This is a genomic window from Micromonospora sp. DT62 (assembly GCF_049847285.1).
GTDB lineage: Bacteria > Actinomycetota > Actinomycetes > Mycobacteriales > Micromonosporaceae > Micromonospora > Micromonospora reichwaldensis.
In genome coordinates this window covers 31,974-47,956 of record NZ_JBNCOB010000018.1, presented here as the reverse complement: position 1 = coordinate 47,956, position 15,983 = coordinate 31,974, and the positions used below count along the sequence as shown (strand labels likewise).

At 73.2% G+C, this 15,983-nt stretch carries 15 protein-coding genes; 9 read left to right on the top strand and 6 right to left on the bottom strand.

What is annotated here, in order from left to right; all coding sequences use genetic code 11:
* Window positions 1–108: 108 nt before the first annotated feature.
* Window positions 109–1,329 carry an ROK family transcriptional regulator gene (locus ACPXCB_RS22310; protein ID WP_425877506.1) on the bottom strand — a complete coding sequence of 407 codons (1,221 nt, stop codon included), beginning with the start codon at window positions 1,327–1,329 and terminating at the stop codon, window positions 109–111.
* Between the two features lie 192 nt (window positions 1,330–1,521).
* Between ACPXCB_RS22310 and ACPXCB_RS22305 the strand changes: the two genes are divergently transcribed.
* The 3 genes from ACPXCB_RS22305 to ACPXCB_RS22295 are packed head-to-tail and all read left to right on the top strand — an operon-like array spanning window position 1,522 to window position 5,173.
* Window positions 1,522–3,189, top strand: coding sequence for an extracellular solute-binding protein (locus tag ACPXCB_RS22305; RefSeq protein ID WP_425877505.1), 1,668 nt, complete (start codon window positions 1,522–1,524; stop codon window positions 3,187–3,189).
* Window positions 3,186–4,205 carry an ABC transporter permease gene (locus ACPXCB_RS22300; RefSeq protein WP_425877504.1) on the top strand — a complete coding sequence of 340 codons (1,020 nt, stop codon included), beginning with the start codon at window positions 3,186–3,188 and terminating at the stop codon, window positions 4,203–4,205. The genes ACPXCB_RS22305 and ACPXCB_RS22300 overlap by 4 nt, the downstream gene beginning before the upstream one ends.
* A complete protein-coding gene (locus ACPXCB_RS22295) occupies window positions 4,202–5,173 on the top strand; it encodes a carbohydrate ABC transporter permease (RefSeq protein ID WP_425877503.1) in 972 nt (323 codons plus the stop codon). Before ACPXCB_RS22300 ends, ACPXCB_RS22295 begins: the two co-directional genes overlap by 4 nt.
* A 49-nt stretch (window positions 5,174–5,222) precedes the next feature.
* Here the strand turns inward: ACPXCB_RS22295 and ACPXCB_RS22290 are convergent, their stop codons facing one another.
* The gene (locus tag ACPXCB_RS22290; protein ID WP_425877502.1) at window positions 5,223–7,562 is read right to left on the bottom strand and encodes a TIM-barrel domain-containing protein; all 2,340 of its coding nucleotides are present in this window, start codon (window positions 7,560–7,562) and stop codon (window positions 5,223–5,225) included.
* A gap of 160 nt (window positions 7,563–7,722) precedes the next feature.
* On the opposite strand from ACPXCB_RS22290, the gene ACPXCB_RS22285 reads away from it, so the two are divergent.
* Window positions 7,723–9,777 carry a beta-galactosidase gene (locus ACPXCB_RS22285; RefSeq protein ID WP_425877501.1) on the top strand — a complete coding sequence of 685 codons (2,055 nt, stop codon included), beginning with the start codon at window positions 7,723–7,725 and terminating at the stop codon, window positions 9,775–9,777.
* 14 nt (window positions 9,778–9,791) lie between these two features.
* Here the strand turns inward: ACPXCB_RS22285 and ACPXCB_RS22280 are convergent, their stop codons facing one another.
* Entirely contained in the window at window positions 9,792–10,442 is a 651-nt protein-coding gene (locus tag ACPXCB_RS22280) for a LysE family translocator (RefSeq protein ID WP_425877500.1), read from the bottom strand.
* A gap of 116 nt (window positions 10,443–10,558) precedes the next feature.
* Between ACPXCB_RS22280 and ACPXCB_RS22275 the strand changes: the two genes are divergently transcribed.
* A complete protein-coding gene (locus ACPXCB_RS22275; RefSeq protein WP_425877499.1) occupies window positions 10,559–11,125 on the top strand; it encodes a GNAT family N-acetyltransferase in 567 nt (188 codons plus the stop codon).
* Between the two features lie 65 nt (window positions 11,126–11,190).
* Window positions 11,191–11,661, top strand: coding sequence for a DUF1992 domain-containing protein (locus ACPXCB_RS22270; RefSeq protein ID WP_425877498.1), 471 nt, complete (start codon window positions 11,191–11,193; stop codon window positions 11,659–11,661).
* A 4-nt stretch (window positions 11,662–11,665) separates the two neighbouring features.
* Here the strand turns inward: ACPXCB_RS22270 and ACPXCB_RS22265 are convergent, their stop codons facing one another.
* Window positions 11,666–12,232 carry a maleylpyruvate isomerase N-terminal domain-containing protein gene (locus ACPXCB_RS22265; protein ID WP_425877556.1) on the bottom strand — a complete coding sequence of 189 codons (567 nt, stop codon included), beginning with the start codon at window positions 12,230–12,232 and terminating at the stop codon, window positions 11,666–11,668.
* Window positions 12,233–12,560: 328 nt separating this feature from the next.
* Here ACPXCB_RS22265 and ACPXCB_RS22260 point away from each other — a divergent pair, with 328 nt between their 5' ends.
* The 3 genes from ACPXCB_RS22260 to ACPXCB_RS22250 all read left to right on the top strand — a co-directional run bounded on the left by ACPXCB_RS22260 (window position 12,561) and on the right by ACPXCB_RS22250 (window position 14,477).
* Window positions 12,561–13,391 carry a nitroreductase/quinone reductase family protein gene (locus ACPXCB_RS22260; RefSeq protein WP_425877497.1) on the top strand — a complete coding sequence of 277 codons (831 nt, stop codon included), beginning with the start codon at window positions 12,561–12,563 and terminating at the stop codon, window positions 13,389–13,391.
* 173 nt (window positions 13,392–13,564) lie between these two features.
* Window positions 13,565–14,005 carry a DUF6194 family protein gene (locus ACPXCB_RS22255; RefSeq protein WP_425877496.1) on the top strand — a complete coding sequence of 147 codons (441 nt, stop codon included), beginning with the start codon at window positions 13,565–13,567 and terminating at the stop codon, window positions 14,003–14,005.
* A gap of 106 nt (window positions 14,006–14,111) precedes the next feature.
* Entirely contained in the window at window positions 14,112–14,477 is a 366-nt protein-coding gene (locus tag ACPXCB_RS22250) for a nuclear transport factor 2 family protein (RefSeq protein WP_357579375.1), read from the top strand.
* A 94-nt stretch (window positions 14,478–14,571) separates the two neighbouring features.
* Here the strand turns inward: ACPXCB_RS22250 and ACPXCB_RS22245 are convergent, their stop codons facing one another.
* Together ACPXCB_RS22245 and ACPXCB_RS22240 are read right to left on the bottom strand one after the other, a co-directional pair.
* Window positions 14,572–15,522, bottom strand: a complete 951-nt coding sequence (locus ACPXCB_RS22245; protein WP_425877495.1) for a hypothetical protein — start codon at window positions 15,520–15,522, stop codon at window positions 14,572–14,574.
* Between the two features lie 100 nt (window positions 15,523–15,622).
* Window positions 15,623–15,952 carry a nucleoside triphosphate pyrophosphohydrolase family protein gene (locus ACPXCB_RS22240; protein ID WP_425877494.1) on the bottom strand — a complete coding sequence of 110 codons (330 nt, stop codon included), beginning with the start codon at window positions 15,950–15,952 and terminating at the stop codon, window positions 15,623–15,625.
* Window positions 15,953–15,983 lie beyond the last annotated feature (31 nt).

Genomic DNA, 15,983 nt, shown 5'->3' with positions numbered 1-15,983 from the left:
GCTTCGACGACTGCGCGAGACATGCCGCCCCGGGTGCCCGAGCCACAGGGCGGCGGTTCGAGGTTGGCACCCCGCGCCGGTCCGGTCAAGGCCTGCTGGCCCCGGGGGTCACGCCGCGGGGAGCCGACCCGACTCGACGGCGGCGAGCGAGGCGGTGGCGCCACCGAGCGCGGTGGCGGCCGAGTCCAGGGTGGAGGCGTCGAGCAGGCAGCCGCCGGAATCCGGCGCGTGGGTGCGCGCGGCGAACTCCGTGCGGGCCGCCGGCAGCAGCCACGGGGCCAGGGTCGCGAGGTGCCCGCCGACCACCACGGCTTGCGGGTTGAGCAGGTTGGCCAGGACGGAAGCGGCGTGCCCGAGCCGGCAGCCGGCGTCGGCCAGTCCGGCCAGGACGCCGGGGTCGCCCTGGCGGGCCAGCGCCTGGATCCGTTCGATCTCCGGCAGGAAGTCGGTGACCGGCCCGTCCTGCTGGGTGTCGGGCAGCAGGCGGCCGACCACCGCCGGCAGCCCGGCGTACGCGACCAGGCAGCCGCGCCGCCCGCACCCGCAGGCGGGACCGGCCGGGTCGAGCGTCAGGTGCCCGATCTCGCCCGCGAATCCCCGTCCGCCGCGCAGCAGCCGGCCGCCGGCGACGATCCCCGCGCCGACGGAGGCCCCGCCGGTCAGGTGGACCAGGTGGGCGGCCCCGGCGTACGCGCCGTGGCGGTGCTCGGCGAGGACGGCGAGGTTGGCGTCGGTGTCGACGTCGACGGTGAGACCGGGCTCGCGCAGTGCGGCCCGCAGGTCGGCGGCGAGGGTCACCTCCCGCCAGCCGAGCGCGGTGGCCCGGGGAACGGCGCCGTCGGCGTCGACGAGGCCGGGCACGCCCACGGTCAGGCCGAGCACGCGGCGGCCCTGCCCGGTCAGCCGGGTGATCGCCCGCCGGGCCAGGGCCGCCAGCGCGCGGACCGTCTCGGCGGGGGAGGACGTCGGCGCGGCGAAGGCACGCCGCCAGGTGAGCAGCCGGGTGCCGGCCAGGTCGACGGCCACCACCACCAGTTCGTCGGCGGCGATCTGCATGCCCAGGGCCGCGTACGGGGCGCCGTCGAGGACGAGCATGGTCGCGGGGCGCCCGACCCGGTTCTCGGTCAGCCCGGTCTCGCGCAGCAGCCGCCGTTCGATCAGCTCGCCGACCAGGCTGGACACGGTGGCCTTGTTCAGCCCGGTGTGCGCCGCGATGTCGGCCCGGGAGCAGGGGGCGTGACGGCGGACGTGCCGCAGCACGACGGCCCGGTTGGCCGTACGGACGTCGCCGAGGTCGCTCGGCCGCGGTTCGCTGTGGCTGCTGATCACGATCTGTCCGCTCCCTGGGCGACGGTGCGCGATCCCGGTGGTGCCGCGCGCCCCATCATCGCGTACGTGGCGGGGGCCGCTGTCTTGTGGGACGGATCACCGTCGATTAGTTTGTTCGGCTAGAACCCCAACTAATTCTAGCCGAACACGCGCGGTCCGCGAAACCGCCACCGAAGACGAAGGGAGTGCGCCGTGAAGCCGTCCCTGCCGGGCGCATCCACCGACCGCCGGTCCCTGCTGCGCCTGCTCGGCCTCGGCGCCGCCGCGACGATGGGCGGCACCACCCTGGCCGGCTGCAGCAAGGAGGCCGGGAGCAAGGGCAGCGCCACGAAGGCCGACGCCATCCGTGCGGTGCTGCCCACCCACAAGCCGGCCGACCTGCTCAAGCCCGACATCGTCGGGGAAGGGCCGATCCCCGACGGCTACCTCAGCTACCCGCGCAGCCTCGTCGACGCCGTCACCGAGCAGCCCGGCCGGGGCGGCCCGCCGATCCGCACCATGAGCCCGTGGTGGGGCCCCGCCCCACCGACGGCGGGCCGCAACTCCTACCTCGCGGCGGTCAACGCCAAGCTGGGCGTCGAGGTGCACCCGAGCCTGCAGGACGGCACCACGTACGCCGACAAGCTCAACGCGATGCTCGGCGCCCGCGACGTGCCGGAGCTGCTCAGCGCCCCCAACTGGGAGGTCGACAAGGTCGCCCGGTTCTCCGACGCGGTCAAGGCGCTGTTCGAGGACCTCACCGACCACCTCAAGGGCGACGCCGCCGCGAAGTACCCGTACCTGGCCGCGCTGCCCACCGGCGCCTGGGAGTACTCGGTCTGGGGCGGGCGACTGTACGCCGTGCCGTTCCCCACCGACGGGCCGTTCGGGTACGCCCTGTTCCACCGCGCCGACCTGCTCGCCCAGGCCGGCCTGGCGGCGCCGACGTCACCCGAGGAACTGCACGAGTTCGGCCGCAAGGTCACCGACCCCGCCAAGGGGGTGTGGGCCTTCGGCAGCGTCTTCGAGATGGTGCAGCAGTTCTTCGGCTGCCAGCAGTACTGGCGCAAGAAGCCCGACGGCGGCCTGGAGCACAAGTTCGAGAACCCCGCCTTCGCCGCCGCCCTGGAGTTCACCGCCAAGCTGTTCGCCGACGGGCTCGTGCACCCCGACACCGTGGCCAGCAAGGGCGCCGACGAGAAGCAGCTGTTCAAGGCCGGCAAGATCCTGATGTACCAGGACGGCCTCGGCGCCTGGCAGGGCATGCAGGGCGAGCGGGTCAAGCAGCTGCCGAGCTTCGACATGCAGCCGCTGCCGGTCTTCGGCGTGGCCGGGGCGCAGCCGGTCATCTGGGGCAGCGAGAAGCCCATCTTCTACACCTTCCTCAAGAAGGGCCTGGGCGCCGAGCGCGTCGACGAGCTGCTGCGGGTGCTGAACTGGTGCGCCGCGCCCTTCGGCAGCCGCGAGTTCGAGCTGCGCGAGTACGGCGTGGAGGGCAAGCACTTCACCCGCTCGGCCGACGGCAGCCCCATCCCCACCGAGCTGGGTCGCAAGGAACTGGGCGCGCAGTACACGCACATCGGCGGCCGGGTCCCGGTCAAGGTGCGCAGCGGGGACACCCCCGACTACGTGCGCGACTACCTGGGCTACTACCAGAAGAACATCGCCCTCATGGAGAAGGACCTCTTCGCCGGCATCAAGCTGGAGCTCCCGGCCAACTGGTCGAAGATCATCCAGCCGACCGACGACAAGATCCGCGACATCCTGCGGGGCCGCCGCCCCGTCAGCGACCTGGCACAGGTACGCAAGGAGTTCCTCGCCTCCGGAGGTGAGGAGGGGCGCGCGTTCCACGAGAAGGCGCTCGCCGACAACGGCCGATGAGCGGCCCGGGCACCGCCGGCTCGGTCGACGCGCCGGCGGCCACCGGCCAGCCCGCACCCGCCGGCCGCACCCTGCCCGTGCGGCCCCGGCGTACCCTGCGGGACCGGTTGCGCCGGGACTGGCCGCTGCTGGTCATGACGGCGCCGGCCGCGTCCCTGCTGCTGGTCTTCCACTATCTGCCGACGCTGGGCAACGTCATCGCCTTCCAGGACTACAACCCGTTCGTCGGCGACGACCCCGTCGAGGCGTTCTGGTACAGCGAGTGGATCGGCTTCGGCAACTTCGAGGCGCTCTTCGGCGACCCGCTGTTCTGGGACGCGGTCCGTAACACCCTGAGCATCACCGCGTTCCAGCTCGTCTTCTTCTTCCCGCTGCCGATCATGTTGGCGATCCTGCTCAACAGCCTGGTCTCCGGGCGGGTGCGCGGCTTCGTGCAGAGCGTGGTCTACCTGCCGCACTTCTTCAGCTGGGTGCTGGTGGTCACGTTCTTCGTGCAGATGCTCGGCGGGGCCGGGCTGCTGGCCCAGGAGATGCGCGAGGCGGGCATGCAGCCGTTCGACGTGATGACCAACCCGGACACCTTCATCGTGCTGGTCACCGCCGAGTCGGTGTGGAAGGACATCGGCTGGGGTGCCATCGTGTTCCTGGCCGCGCTGGCCGCGATCGACCCCAACCTGTACGAGGCGGCGGCGGCCGACGGGGCCGGGCGGTGGCGGCGGCTGTGGCACATCACCCTGCCGGGCCTGCGCCCGGTGATCGTGCTGCTGCTCATCATGCGGCTCGGCGACGCGCTGTCGGTCGGCTTCGAGCAGTTCATCCTGCAACGCGAGGCGGTCGGCCGGGAGGCCGCGGAGGTGCTGGACACGTTCGTCTACCACCAGGCCATCAGCACCCAGCAGTGGGGCCTCGGCGCCGCCGCCGGCCTGTTCAAGGCCGTGGTGGGGCTGATCCTCATCCTCACCGCCAACAAGGTGGCGCACCGGCTCGGCGAGCAGGGGGTGTACGCGAAATCATGACCGCACAGCTCAGTGGCGTCGGCCCCGCGCCGGCCCGCCCGACACCCGATCCGCTGCCCAGGCGGCGGCGGTCCCAGCGACCCGCCTGGGAGGAACCGCCCACGGCGGCAGGCACCCTGGCCAAGGCGACGGTGCTCACGCTGCTCGTGGCGGCCGTGCTCGTGCCGCTGTGGGCGGTGTTGGTGACCAGCCTCGCCTCGCGCAGCACGATCGACGCCGCTGGCGGGATGGTGATGGTGCCCCGCGAGCTCGACCCGTCGGCGTACGTCACGATCTTCAGCGGCGGGCAGATCACCCAGGCGGTGTGGATCAGCACCCTCGTCACGGTCCTCGGCACGACCGTGAGCCTGGTGCTCACCGTTCTCGCCGCGTACGGGCTGTCCCGGCCCGGGTCGGTGGGGCACCGGGGGCTGCTCTTCTTCTTCCTGCTGACCTTCCTGATCTTTCCCGGTCTGGTGCCCAGTTACCTCGTGGTCACCGGCCTCGGGCTCAAGGACAGCATCTGGTCGCTGATCCTGCCCAGCGCGATCAGCGTGTTCAACCTCGTGGTGGTCCGGGCGTTCTTCATGAACGTCCCCGGTGAGCTGCTCGACAGCGCCCGCATCGACGGCGCCGGGGAGTTCCACATCCTGTGGCGCATCGTGCTGCCGCTGTCCAGGGCGGTGATCGCCGTCGTCGGCCTCTTCTACGCCGTCGGCTACTGGAACGCCTACTTCAACGCGGTGCTCTACATCGACGACAACGACAAGTTCCCCATCCAGCGGGTGTTGCAGAGCTACATCCTCGCCGGGCAGTCGCCGAACGTGTCCGGGGCGGCGGTCAGCCTGCCCGGCGTCACCGCGTACCCGCCGACGCTGGCGGTGAAGATGGCGGTGGTGGTGGTGACCGTGATACCCGCGGTGATCGTCTACCCGTTCGTGCAGCGGCACTTCACCAAGGGCGTCATCACCGGCGCGGTGAAGGGCTGACCGGGCCCGAGCGGCGCCCGACCCCTGACGGGTCGGGCGCCGCGGCACGTCAGGCCGGGTCGGGCAACCAGGCGTCGAAGGGCGCCGGGGTGACCGGCTCGCCGTTGAGCAGCAGCCGGGCCGGCAGATCCGCGCCGACGACGCTGACGTGCGTCACCCGCAGCGGCCCGTCGGTGTCCACGCGCAGGGCGTCGCCGTCGCGTACGGCCGTCACGACCGTGTCGCCGTCGACGTCGTGCAGCACCGTGCGGGCGTCGACCCCGCCCCAGCTCACCAGGGTCACGTCGCGGAACGGCCCGTCGCCCACCGTGTCGCCCGGCGCGACCACCGGCACGAGCGCGCCGTGGCGGACGTAGAGCGGCAGCCGGTGCGGCGGCATGGCGACCCGCAGGTGCCGCCCGCCGGGGTGCCGCTCGGCGGTGGCGGCGTCGACCCAGTCGTCGCCGACGGGCAGGTAGACGTCGCGCCGCCCGGACGGGTCCGTGACGGGGGCGACCAGCAGGTCGGTGCCGAGGCGGTACTGCAGGTCCGTGGTCCACGCGGTCGGGTCGTCGGGGGTGTCCACCAGCAGCGCGCGCATCATCGGCGTCCCGTCGGCGGCCGAGCGCACCGCCGCCGACCACAGGTACGGCATCAACCGGTAGCGCAGCCGCAGGGCGGCCACCGCGTCGCGTTCGGTCTCGGCGGGGAAGTCCCACGGCAGCCGGCTGGTGGTGCCGTGCAGACGGACCAGCGGCGACAGCGCGCCGAACTGGGTCCAGCGGACGTAGAGCTGCGGCGTCGGGGTGCCGTGAAAGCCGCCGGTGTCGTGGCTCCAGAACGGCACGCCGGACAGCCCGTGCGACAGCCCGCCGCGCAGGGTGCTGGCCAGCCCGGGCCAGGTGGCGTTGACGTCGCCGCTCCACTGGGCGCTGTGCCGCTGCCCGCCCAGGTACGACGAGCGCGCCCACACCGTGCGGTGCCCGGTCACCTCCTCGGTCACCTGCGCGACCACGTCGTTGAACAGCAGCGCGTACACGTTGTGCAGCTCGACGCCGGTCATCCCGTTGTGGGCGACGGCGTCGACGGGCACCCCCTCGGCGAAGTCGGTCTTGAACACCGCCACGCCCTGCTCCAGCAGGGGCCGCAGCAGCCCGGTGAACCACTCGACGGCCGCCGGGTTCGTGAAGTCCACGATGGCGCTCGCCGGATGGCTGCCGTGCCAGACGTCGGCGACGTACGGGCTGCCGTCGGCGCGGCGCAGGAAGTAGCCGGCCTCGGCCGCCGCGGCGTAGAGCGGGCTGCCGGTCATCAGGTACGGGTTCATCCAGAGGCAGACCCGGAAGCCCTGCCCCGCGAGGGTCCGCAGCATCTGCGTCGGCTCGGGGAACGCCTCGGCGTCCCACTGCAGGTCCGACCAGCGGCCGGCGACCTGCCAGTAGCAGTCCAGGTGCAGCACGTCGCAGGGGATGCCGCGCTCGCGCAGCAGACGGGCACGCTCCAGGACCCGCTCCTGCGAGTCGGGGAAGAAGCCGGAGGAGACCCAGGCGCCGAACGCCCACTTCGGCGGCAGGTACGGCCGGCCGGTGAGCTGGTCGAGCCGGTCGAGCACCTGCGCCGGGGTCGGGCCGGCCAGCACGTAGTAGTCGAGCAGGTCGTCGGGGACCAGGATCTGCATGCTGCTGTGGGTGGACTGGCAGACGTCGAACTGCACCGGCAGCCCGCTGTCGACCAGCACCCCGTAGCCCCGGTCCGACAGGTAGAACGGCACGTTCTTGTGGGAGCGGTCCGACTCGCCGCCGAAGGCGTCGAAGTTCCACATCAGCGGCCGCTGGCCCCGCTTGTCCAGCGGGGTGAACTTCTCGCCGAAGCCGACGAAGCGTTCGTCGCCGGGTGCCACGAAGCTCTCGTGCCAGGCGACGGGCGCGCCGTCGACGGTGGAACGACCGAACGGCAGGGTGCGCCGCCGGCCGCTGATGTCGCGGGTGCCCGGGTCCTGTTCCAGCAGCAGCCGCCGGTCCGCGCCGAGGAAGCGCAGGTGCCACGGGTCCAGCCGGATCTCGGCGACCACGGCGCCGGCGTCGATCCGGACGCGGGCCTCGTCGACGGTGACGGTGGCCGGGTGGGTGCCGGGGTGCACCAGCGACAGCGCCCGTGCGGAGCGGCTGCGGGCCTGCGGATCGTCGGACAGGCGTACCCGGATCACCCCCTCACCGGCGGCGTCGACGCGCACCACCATGCTCGCGCCGTCGGAGAGGGCGGCCTTGAACGTCACCCCGTGCGCGTCGGTCGCGACGACCTCGGCCCGACCGACGACGGCGGCCGCATCCTCGCCGGGGCCGCGCACCGGCAGGTCGGGTGGGTCGGCCACGAAGGTCTCGTACGGGACCAACGGCGGTCGGTAGGGCATCGGCGTCTCCTCCAGGCTGGTTCCGGCGGTCCCGCCAGTTTCTTTGGCTTCCCAACTAACTGTCAACGGCGAGCTGCACCGGATCGGCGACGCATCGGCGTTGACAGGCGAAAACCCCGTCAATATTTTGGATGCCTCCTCAACAAACTGGCGGTGGACGATGTGGGGTGACGACGCGGGGCTGCGCTACGGCGGCGACTACAACCCCGAACAGTGGCCGGCCGAGGTGTGGCGCGAGGACGTCGCCCTCATGCGCCGCGCCCGGGTCAACCTGGTCACCGTCGGCGTGTTCGCCTGGTCGCGACTCGAACCGGAGCCCGGTCGGTACACCTTCGACTGGCTGGACCAGGTGCTGGCCCTGCTGCACGACAACGGCATCTCCGTCGCCCTGGCCACCCCGACGGCGTCGCCTCCGCCCTGGTTCTCGCTGGCCCACCCCGACGCCCTGCCGGTGACCGCCGACGGCGTACGCCTGCACCACGGCAGCCGGGACACCTACTGCGCCGCCGCACCCGCCTACCGGGCCGCCGCCCGGCGCATCGCCGCCGCCCTCGCCGACCGCTACGCCCACCACCCGGCCCTCGCGCTGTGGCACGTGCACAACGAGTACGGCACCACCTGCCACTGCGCGCACACCGCCCGGGCGTTCCGGCGTTGGCTGGCCGACCGGCACGGCGATCTCGACGCGCTCAACGCCGCCTGGGCCACCAGCTTCTGGAGCCAGCACTACACCGACTGGGCGCAGGTCGACACCCCGCGCGCCACGCAGTACCTGGCCAACCCGGGGCACCTGCTGGACTTCCGCCGCTTCTGGTCGGACACTCTGCTCGCCGCGTACGCCGAGCAGCGCGACCTGCTGCGCGCGGCCAACCCGGCGGTCCCGGTCACCACCAACCACGTCCTCGCCGACTGGGTGCCCGTCGACCACGCCCGCTGGGCCGCCGAGGTGGACCTGGTGGCGATAGACCACTACCCGGACGCCACCGACGGCGGTGCGGAGGAGCAGACCGCCCTCGCCGCCGACCTGGCCCGGGGCTGGGCGCGGCACGGCGCCGGTCGGCGCACCGGCGACGTCGGCCGCCCGGCGCGGTGGCTGCTGATGGAGAGCGCCCCCAACCAGATCCACAGCGGCGGGCGGATGCACGCCAAGGAGCCCGGCCGGATGGCCCGGCACAGCCTCTCCCACGTCGCGCGCGGCTCACGGGGGGTGATGTTCTTCCAGTGGCGGGCCCCGGCCGGCGGGGCGGAACGCTTCCACTCCGCGCTGGTGCCGCACGCCGGCCCCGACACCCGCGTGTTCCGGGAGGCCGTCGACCTCGGCGCGACGCTGGAGCGGATCTCGGAGGTCGACGACGGCACGGTCGACGCCGCCGTCGCGATCGCCTGGGACGCCGCCAGCGGCTGGGCCCTGGGCCACCCGGGGATGCCGTCGCCGCGGCTGAACCACCGCGACGAGATGTCGGCGGCGCACCGGGCGCTGTGGCGCGCCGGCTTCGGCACCGACATCGTGCTGCCCGGCGACCGGCTCGACGGATACCGGCTGCTGGTGCTGCCCGCCCTCTACCTGGCCTCCGAAGCCACCGCCGACTGGGTGGGCGGGTACGTCCACGGCGGCGGTCACCTGCTGGTGACGTGGCTCAGCGGGGTCGCCGACGAGCACGCCCGCGTCCGGCTCGACGGTCACCCCGGGGCGTTCCGCGACGTGCTGGGCGTACGGGTCGAGGAGTTCCACCCCCTCGCCGACGGCGAGACGGTGCCCCTGTCCGACGCCGGGACCGGTCGCCTCTGGGCCGAGACGGTACGCCTCGCCGGCGCGGAGCCGGTGGCCTCGTACGCTGGCGGCCCGCTCGCGGGGCTGCCGGCGGTCACCCGCCACCGCAGCGGCGCCGGCACGGCCTGGTACCTGTCCACCCGACCCGACGACGCCACCTACCGTCGACTGGTGACGCAGGCGGCGCGGGCGGCCGGCGCGACACCCGTCTGCCCGGCGGCGCCGGCCGGGGTCGAGGCGGTGCGCCGACGCGCCGCCGGGGCGAGCTGGCTGTTCCTGCTCAACCACACCGACCGGCCGCAGCAGGTCCCGGCGGCCGGGGTCGACCTGCTCACCGGCGCGACGGCCGCCACGGAGGTGCACCTACCCGCCGGGGGCGCGGCCGTGCTCCGGGAGACCGGGGCCGCCGGCCGCCCTGGCGACCCGGGTCGCCACGACCGCTGACCCGTCCCTCGCGCTCAGGGCATGGCGACGGCGGCGCGGGACCGGTCGGCGGCGATCCGCACCGCCAGTCCCGCCAGCACCGTGCCCATCACGAGTCGCTGCACCCGCAGCCACAGCGGCCGGCGGGCGAAGAACCCGGCGAGCGCGCCGGCGCTGAGCACGATCAACGCGTTCACCGTCAGCGCCACCGCGATCTGGGTCAGCCCCAGCAGCAGGCTCTGCGCCGCCACGTGGCCACGGGCCGGGTCGATGAACTGCGGCAGCAGCGACACGTAGAGGATCGCGATCTTGGGGTTCAGCAGGTTGGTGACCAGACCCATGGTGAACAGCCGCCGGGCCGGGTCCGGCGGCAGCGGCGCCGGGGCGAACGGCGACTGCCCGCCCGGTCGCAGCGCCTGCCAGGCCAGCCACAGCAGGTACGCCGCGCCGGCCAGCTTGACCGCCGTGTACAGGGCGGGCACCAGCACGAACACCGTGGCGATGCCGGCGACCGCAGCGGCCAGGTAGATGCCGAATCCGGCGGCGACGCCCAGCAGCGACACCAGCCCCGCCCGCCGGCCCTGCGTCACCGACCGGGACACCAGGTAGACCATGTTCGGCCCGGGGGTCGACACCATCCCCAGCGCCACCAGCGCGATGCCCACCAGTGCACCCGTACCGACCATGGTTCCCCCGTTGCCGCTGCTCGCGCCGACCTTACGCCGTACGTCGCCGCGCCGCCGACCCGTGCCGGCGTGCCGCGCGCCCCCACGGTCGACACGACGTTGGGCACACTGGGCCGATGATGCACGCCCCCGCCACCCCGACCCTGCCGGAGCTCGTGCTGCGTCCCTGGCGCGACGACGACGCCGACGCCCTGATCGCCGCGTACCGCGACCCGGTGCTGCTGCGCTGGACCCGGGCGCCGGTGACCACGACCACCGAGGCGCGCCGGTTCCTGGCCGCGGCACACCGGGACTGGAACGACGGCCACCGGTTCTGCTTCGCCGTGCTGGAGCCGCACCCGGTCGGCGAGACCCTGGTGGCGCAGGTGGTCCTCAAGAACGTCACCGAAGGCGGCGCGGACGCCGAGGTCGGCTACTGGACCGCCGCGCCCGCGCGGGGCAGGGGCGTCGCCCCGCACGCCCTGACCGCGGTCACCGACTGGGCGTTCGCCCGGTTCGCCGGCCTGCGGCGGTTGGACCTGCTGCACCAGATCGACAACCCCGCGTCCTGCCGCGTCGCGGAGAAGGCCGGCTACTCCTTCCAGGAGGTGCTGCCGGCCTGCCCGCCGTTTCCCCGCGACGGCCACCGGCACGCCCGCTGGGCCCGGTCAGACCGGGAATGCCCGGCCGGGGCGGGGCGCTGACGTCTTCCGTCGGCCCCGACGCCGGTGGCCGCGTTACCGTGGTGATCCGGGGGAGGTGTCGGCAGGTGGACAGCTGGGAAGCGACGGTCGAGGCGCGCATCCGCGCGGCGCAGGAGCAGGGGGAGTTCGACGACCTGCCGGGCATGGGCAAGCCGATCCCCGGTCGCGGCCAGCCGTACGACGAGTCGTGGTGGATCAAGAGCTTCCTGGAGCGGGAGAAGCTCCCCACCGACCTGCTGCTGCCGACGCCACTGCAACTGCGCCGCCGCATCGAACAGGTGCCGGACGAGGTGCGGGACCTGCCGACCGAGGAGTCCGTGCGCGCGTTCGTCGCCGATCTCAACGGCCAGATCCTCTCCTGGCTGCGTACGCCCACCGGGCCCCGGGTCGCGGTGCGCCCGGTCAACGCCGACGAGGTGGTCCGCCAATGGCGGGCCGACCGGAAGACCACCACCGCCGCGGTCCCGGTCCCGCCCCCGGCGGCTGCGCCGCGCCGGCGGGGCTGGCTACCGCCCTGGCGCCGCCGGGTGGCGTAGCCCGTCAGTCCACCGCCGCCCGCCACGACCAGGACGTGCGCCGGGGGCGGCCGGGCAGTTCACCACGGCCCGTCAGCCACCGCAGCACCTGCGGCGCGGGCCCGGCGGGCGCGTCCGGAAAGAGCCGCCGCACCACGGCGGCGCTCAGCGGCTGCGGCGGCTGCCAGGACACCCCGAGACCGCGGGCGATGTCGTCGGTGTGCAGCAGCGTCTCCGCCACCCCCATCGCCGCGAAGCCCGCCGGGTCGCAGGGACCGTAGTGCCAGGCCCGCGCCTGCGGCGGGGCGGCGTCGACGGCCGCCCGCAGCAGGCCGCCGCAGGCGACGACGATCCGAAGCACCTCGGCCGGGCCGGCGGCGGGGGAGACGGCCAGGTCGAACGGCAGGTAGCCGTCGTCGGGTCGCCCGCTGACCTGGCCGGCGTACGCCAGCAGGTCGTGCGCGACGTGCGCGGCGGTGGTCCAGCAGCTCCAGTCCAGTTCGCCGGCCGGCACGCCCCAGTCCCGCCCGACGTGCGGGCTGAGGACGGCGGTCATCTCGGTCACGGCGCGGTCCACGTCGACGCCGGTCAGCTCGGGCACCTCCCGACCGTGCCACCGCGCCACCGCTGCCGCAACCGGATGACGCTTGCCAGCCGTCCTAACCCGCACTACGGTCGAATCCGTGACTGCCGGGTCGGCCATGGGCCACGAGCGGACAGGGCACCCGGCCGTCAGGTGAGCCGGGGGCGGGCCCGTGGCCCGCCGGCCCCCGATTGCCGGTGTCGACGCCACGTCCACCGCAGCGCGCTTCCCACCGTCCACGCCGGTCGTCCGGCGTATCCGCATCCTCGCCGCCACCGGTCGCCGGGCGGGCGATCCATCGTGGCCGCACATTCCTGCCCGAGCAGAGAGCAGAGCATTGCCCAACGACTTCAACCAGCAGATCATCGACGAGTTCCGCGCCAACCACGGCCGGGTCGGGGGTCCCTTCGAGGGAGCCCGGCTGGTCCTGCTCACCACCACCGGTGCCCGTTCCGGCACACCGCACACCACCCCGGTCGGCTACCTGCCCGACACCGAACGCATCCTCGTCATCGCCTCGGCCGGGGGCGGCCCGAGACACCCCGACTGGTACCGCAACCTCCTCGCCGACCCGCTCGTCACCGTCGAGGACGGGGTCTTCACCTACCAGGCCCGCGCGGTCGTGTTGACCGGCGCCGAACGCGACGAGATCTTCGCCCGGGCCGTGGAGGCCGACCCCGGTTGGGCCGCGTACCAGGCGAAGACGGCACGGGTCATTCCCGTGGTGGCGTTGCACCAGGTGGCGGGCGGGCCGCCGGAGGCGGCGTCCTGGGGAGCGGCGCTCAAACTCGTCCACGACGCGTTCCGTCGGGAGCTGGCGCTGATCCGCGACGAGGTCGCCCGCAGCGGCCCCGGCCTGGGCGCGCAGCTGCGGGTGAACTGCCTGACCTTCTGCCACGGCCTGCACCACCATCACCGCAACGAGGACGACGGGATGCTCGCCCGCCTGGAGGGGCAACGGCCGGACCTCGCCCCGACGCTGGCCCGGCTGCGCGAGGAACACGGTCGCATCGCGGCCCTCGTCGAACGCCTCCAGCAGGTCGTCGGCGACCCCGACGCCGACCCCGACGAGGCCCGCCGGGAGGTCGAGCGTCTCAGCACCGAACTGGAGGCCCATCTGACGTACGAGGAGGAGCAGCTCATTCCCGTTCTCGACGGCACCGGCTGACGGCAGGCGACTGCGCCCCGCGACCGGAGCCGGTCGCGGGGCGCAGTCCGGTCCGGTCGTCGTGGGCCGGATGCGTACGACCCGGGTTGTGCCCGGATTTGAGGGTTCACCGGCTAACGGTGGCTGAAAACGGGCGGAAGCCTCAAGAAGCATCGCAATGAAAAAATTGAGGCATGGATATCGGGGACATGAAGCGCTACATCCGCGAGACCTTCGACGGGGTGAACGCCCTGGAGGCGAACGGGGACACCTTCTACATCTACGACCCCGGTCGGGACCTACCCGCGGAGCGGCAGATGCCGTTCGCGACGATCGTGACCGGCGACCACTACGACGACGCCTCCGACCTGGGCCGACCGGGTGCGTGGCGGCTCAACGTCGGGCTGACCCGCTCGGCGTACGGGGCGCTGTTTGCGCAGGGGCACGGACCGGATGTCGACCACACGGTGCCGGACACCGTGCTGCCGCATCCGGTCTACGCCCCGCAGCACTGGGTGTGTGTCGTGAACCCCGGCGAGGCGAGCGTGGACACGGTGCGGCAACTGCTGGCCGAGGCGTACGCCTTCGCCGCCCGCAAACACGCCAACCACCGGTCCCGGCAGGGCTCGTCCTGAGATTCGTGGCGGCCGGCGCGTCCCACGCACCGGCTGTCACATCCTGGGGCTAGTTTCGGCAGGTCTGCCGTCGGGCAGGCTCGCCGAGACGAGGGGACACCGCGCGATGTCGCGTAACACGCAGACCGTCGAGACCTATCTGGACGGCTTCCGAAAGAACGACCACGCGCAGATCCTGTCCTGCCTCACCGACGACATCGAGTGGACGGTGTTCGGCGCCTTCCACCTGAAGGGCAAGGAGGCGTACGACGCCGCGATCGAGGGGCCGGGCTTCGTGCCGCCGCCCCGGCTGGAGGTCGTACGCATGGTGGAGCAGGGTGACACCGTGATGGCGGAACTCGTCGGCTCGGTGCGGCGCGACACCGGCGAGGAGATGCGCATGTCGATGGCCGAGGTGTTCGTCATGCGCGACGGCAAGATCGCCGAGCGCCGCGCGTGGGTCATCGAGCTGAAGGAGAACGACCACCGCTGACGGGCGAGAGGTCAGCCCGGGCTTGATCTGGCCGAGCTGCACGAGCAGCTGCCCCCCTCGGTGCACCTCGACCATGTCCCGGCGGCCGCAGCGGTCAGCTCTGCTGGTAGTTCACCGCCGCCAGGCCGCAGGGCGCGTGCAGGTGCAGGTAGTAGGCGCCCTCACCGAAGTCCACGTCGGCTCCGCCGACCAGGCCGAGATAGTCCATCGGCTGCCGGCAGGCGGGGCAGTCGACGTGCTCGGCGTCCTGGATCCAGTCGGGGTGGCCGCCCAGGGTGGAGCCGCCCTCGTCCCACGCGCTGGCTTCGAACGGCGAGGCCCGGCGGGGGCCGACCACCGGAAGCACGGCCGGCGGATCCTCCGGCTCGGTGGTGACCGGCGCGTAGTCCGGGCGGCTGTTGCCCGCCCACCAGACGGCGTCGCCGTCGGGCGTGACCTCGCAGCACAGCGTCGTGTAGCAGGCGCAGAGGTGGCAGGTCACGATCCTCAGCCGGCCGGCCCAGCCGGTGTGGGCCAGGACCTCACCCACCTCGGGGCTGTCGGTGTCGAGGTCGGCGATGGTCCACAGTGGGGAGGCGCACCACGGGCAGGCAGGGCCGTCGTCGGACCTTGGCACCTCGTGCGGAATCAACCGGTACGCCGTAGGTGCGCACAGCTCCCGGCGGCTGCCGTCGGGAGCGACCGTCCAACCGGCCTGGTGGGCGTAGGCCAGCGCCCCGACGTGCAGTTTGTCGGAACCGGCCGGCGGCTGCTCCTGCCATCTCCGCAGGGCCTGCTCAGCGCGCGGGTCGCCGGCGTGCGCGAGGATGAGCAGCAGATGGTTGAGCCGGTGCGGCGTCCGGCCGGCGTCGACGTCGTCGATGATCCGGCGGACCACGTCTCCGGTCGCGCCGCGATACAAGGTCGGCGGCCACAGTACGCCCGCGTCGAGCAGCTGACTCAGGTGTCCGACGAGGCGTGCCGGCTCGGCGGCGGCGATCTCGATCAGTTCCTCGAGCGCGGCGTCGTCGCCGGCTCCGGCCGCCCGGACCAGTTCCTCGATCATGGCAGCATGGTAGCCAGGCGGTCCGTCGACCAGGCGTGGTGACCATCGGGCCGCCGCAGGTCGGGCGCAGCCGGCCCACCGCACACAAGGCCACCCCGGCTCAGCGGTTGTCGCCGCTGCCACCCAGCACGCCGCGGCCCTGGCGGCTGGCCAGCTTGGCCAGGTTGGCGGTCGCGATGTCGTCCAACGACAGGTCGAGGTAGTCGGCGAGCACCGCCACGTACCAGAGGACGTCACCGAGTTCCTTGGCGATGTCGGCCCGATCGATGCGCGCCTCGTCGCTGTCGAGGTCCCGGACCCACTTCTTGAACTTCTCGGCGATCTCACCGGACTCGCCGACGAGTCCGAGCACGAGGTGGAGCAGTTCGTTCCTCTTGTCACGCGGGGCGGCCGTACGGAGGGCCCCGCGCTGGTACTCGTCCAGGTCCATGGCGGACCAGTATGGACGATTCCCTCCCACC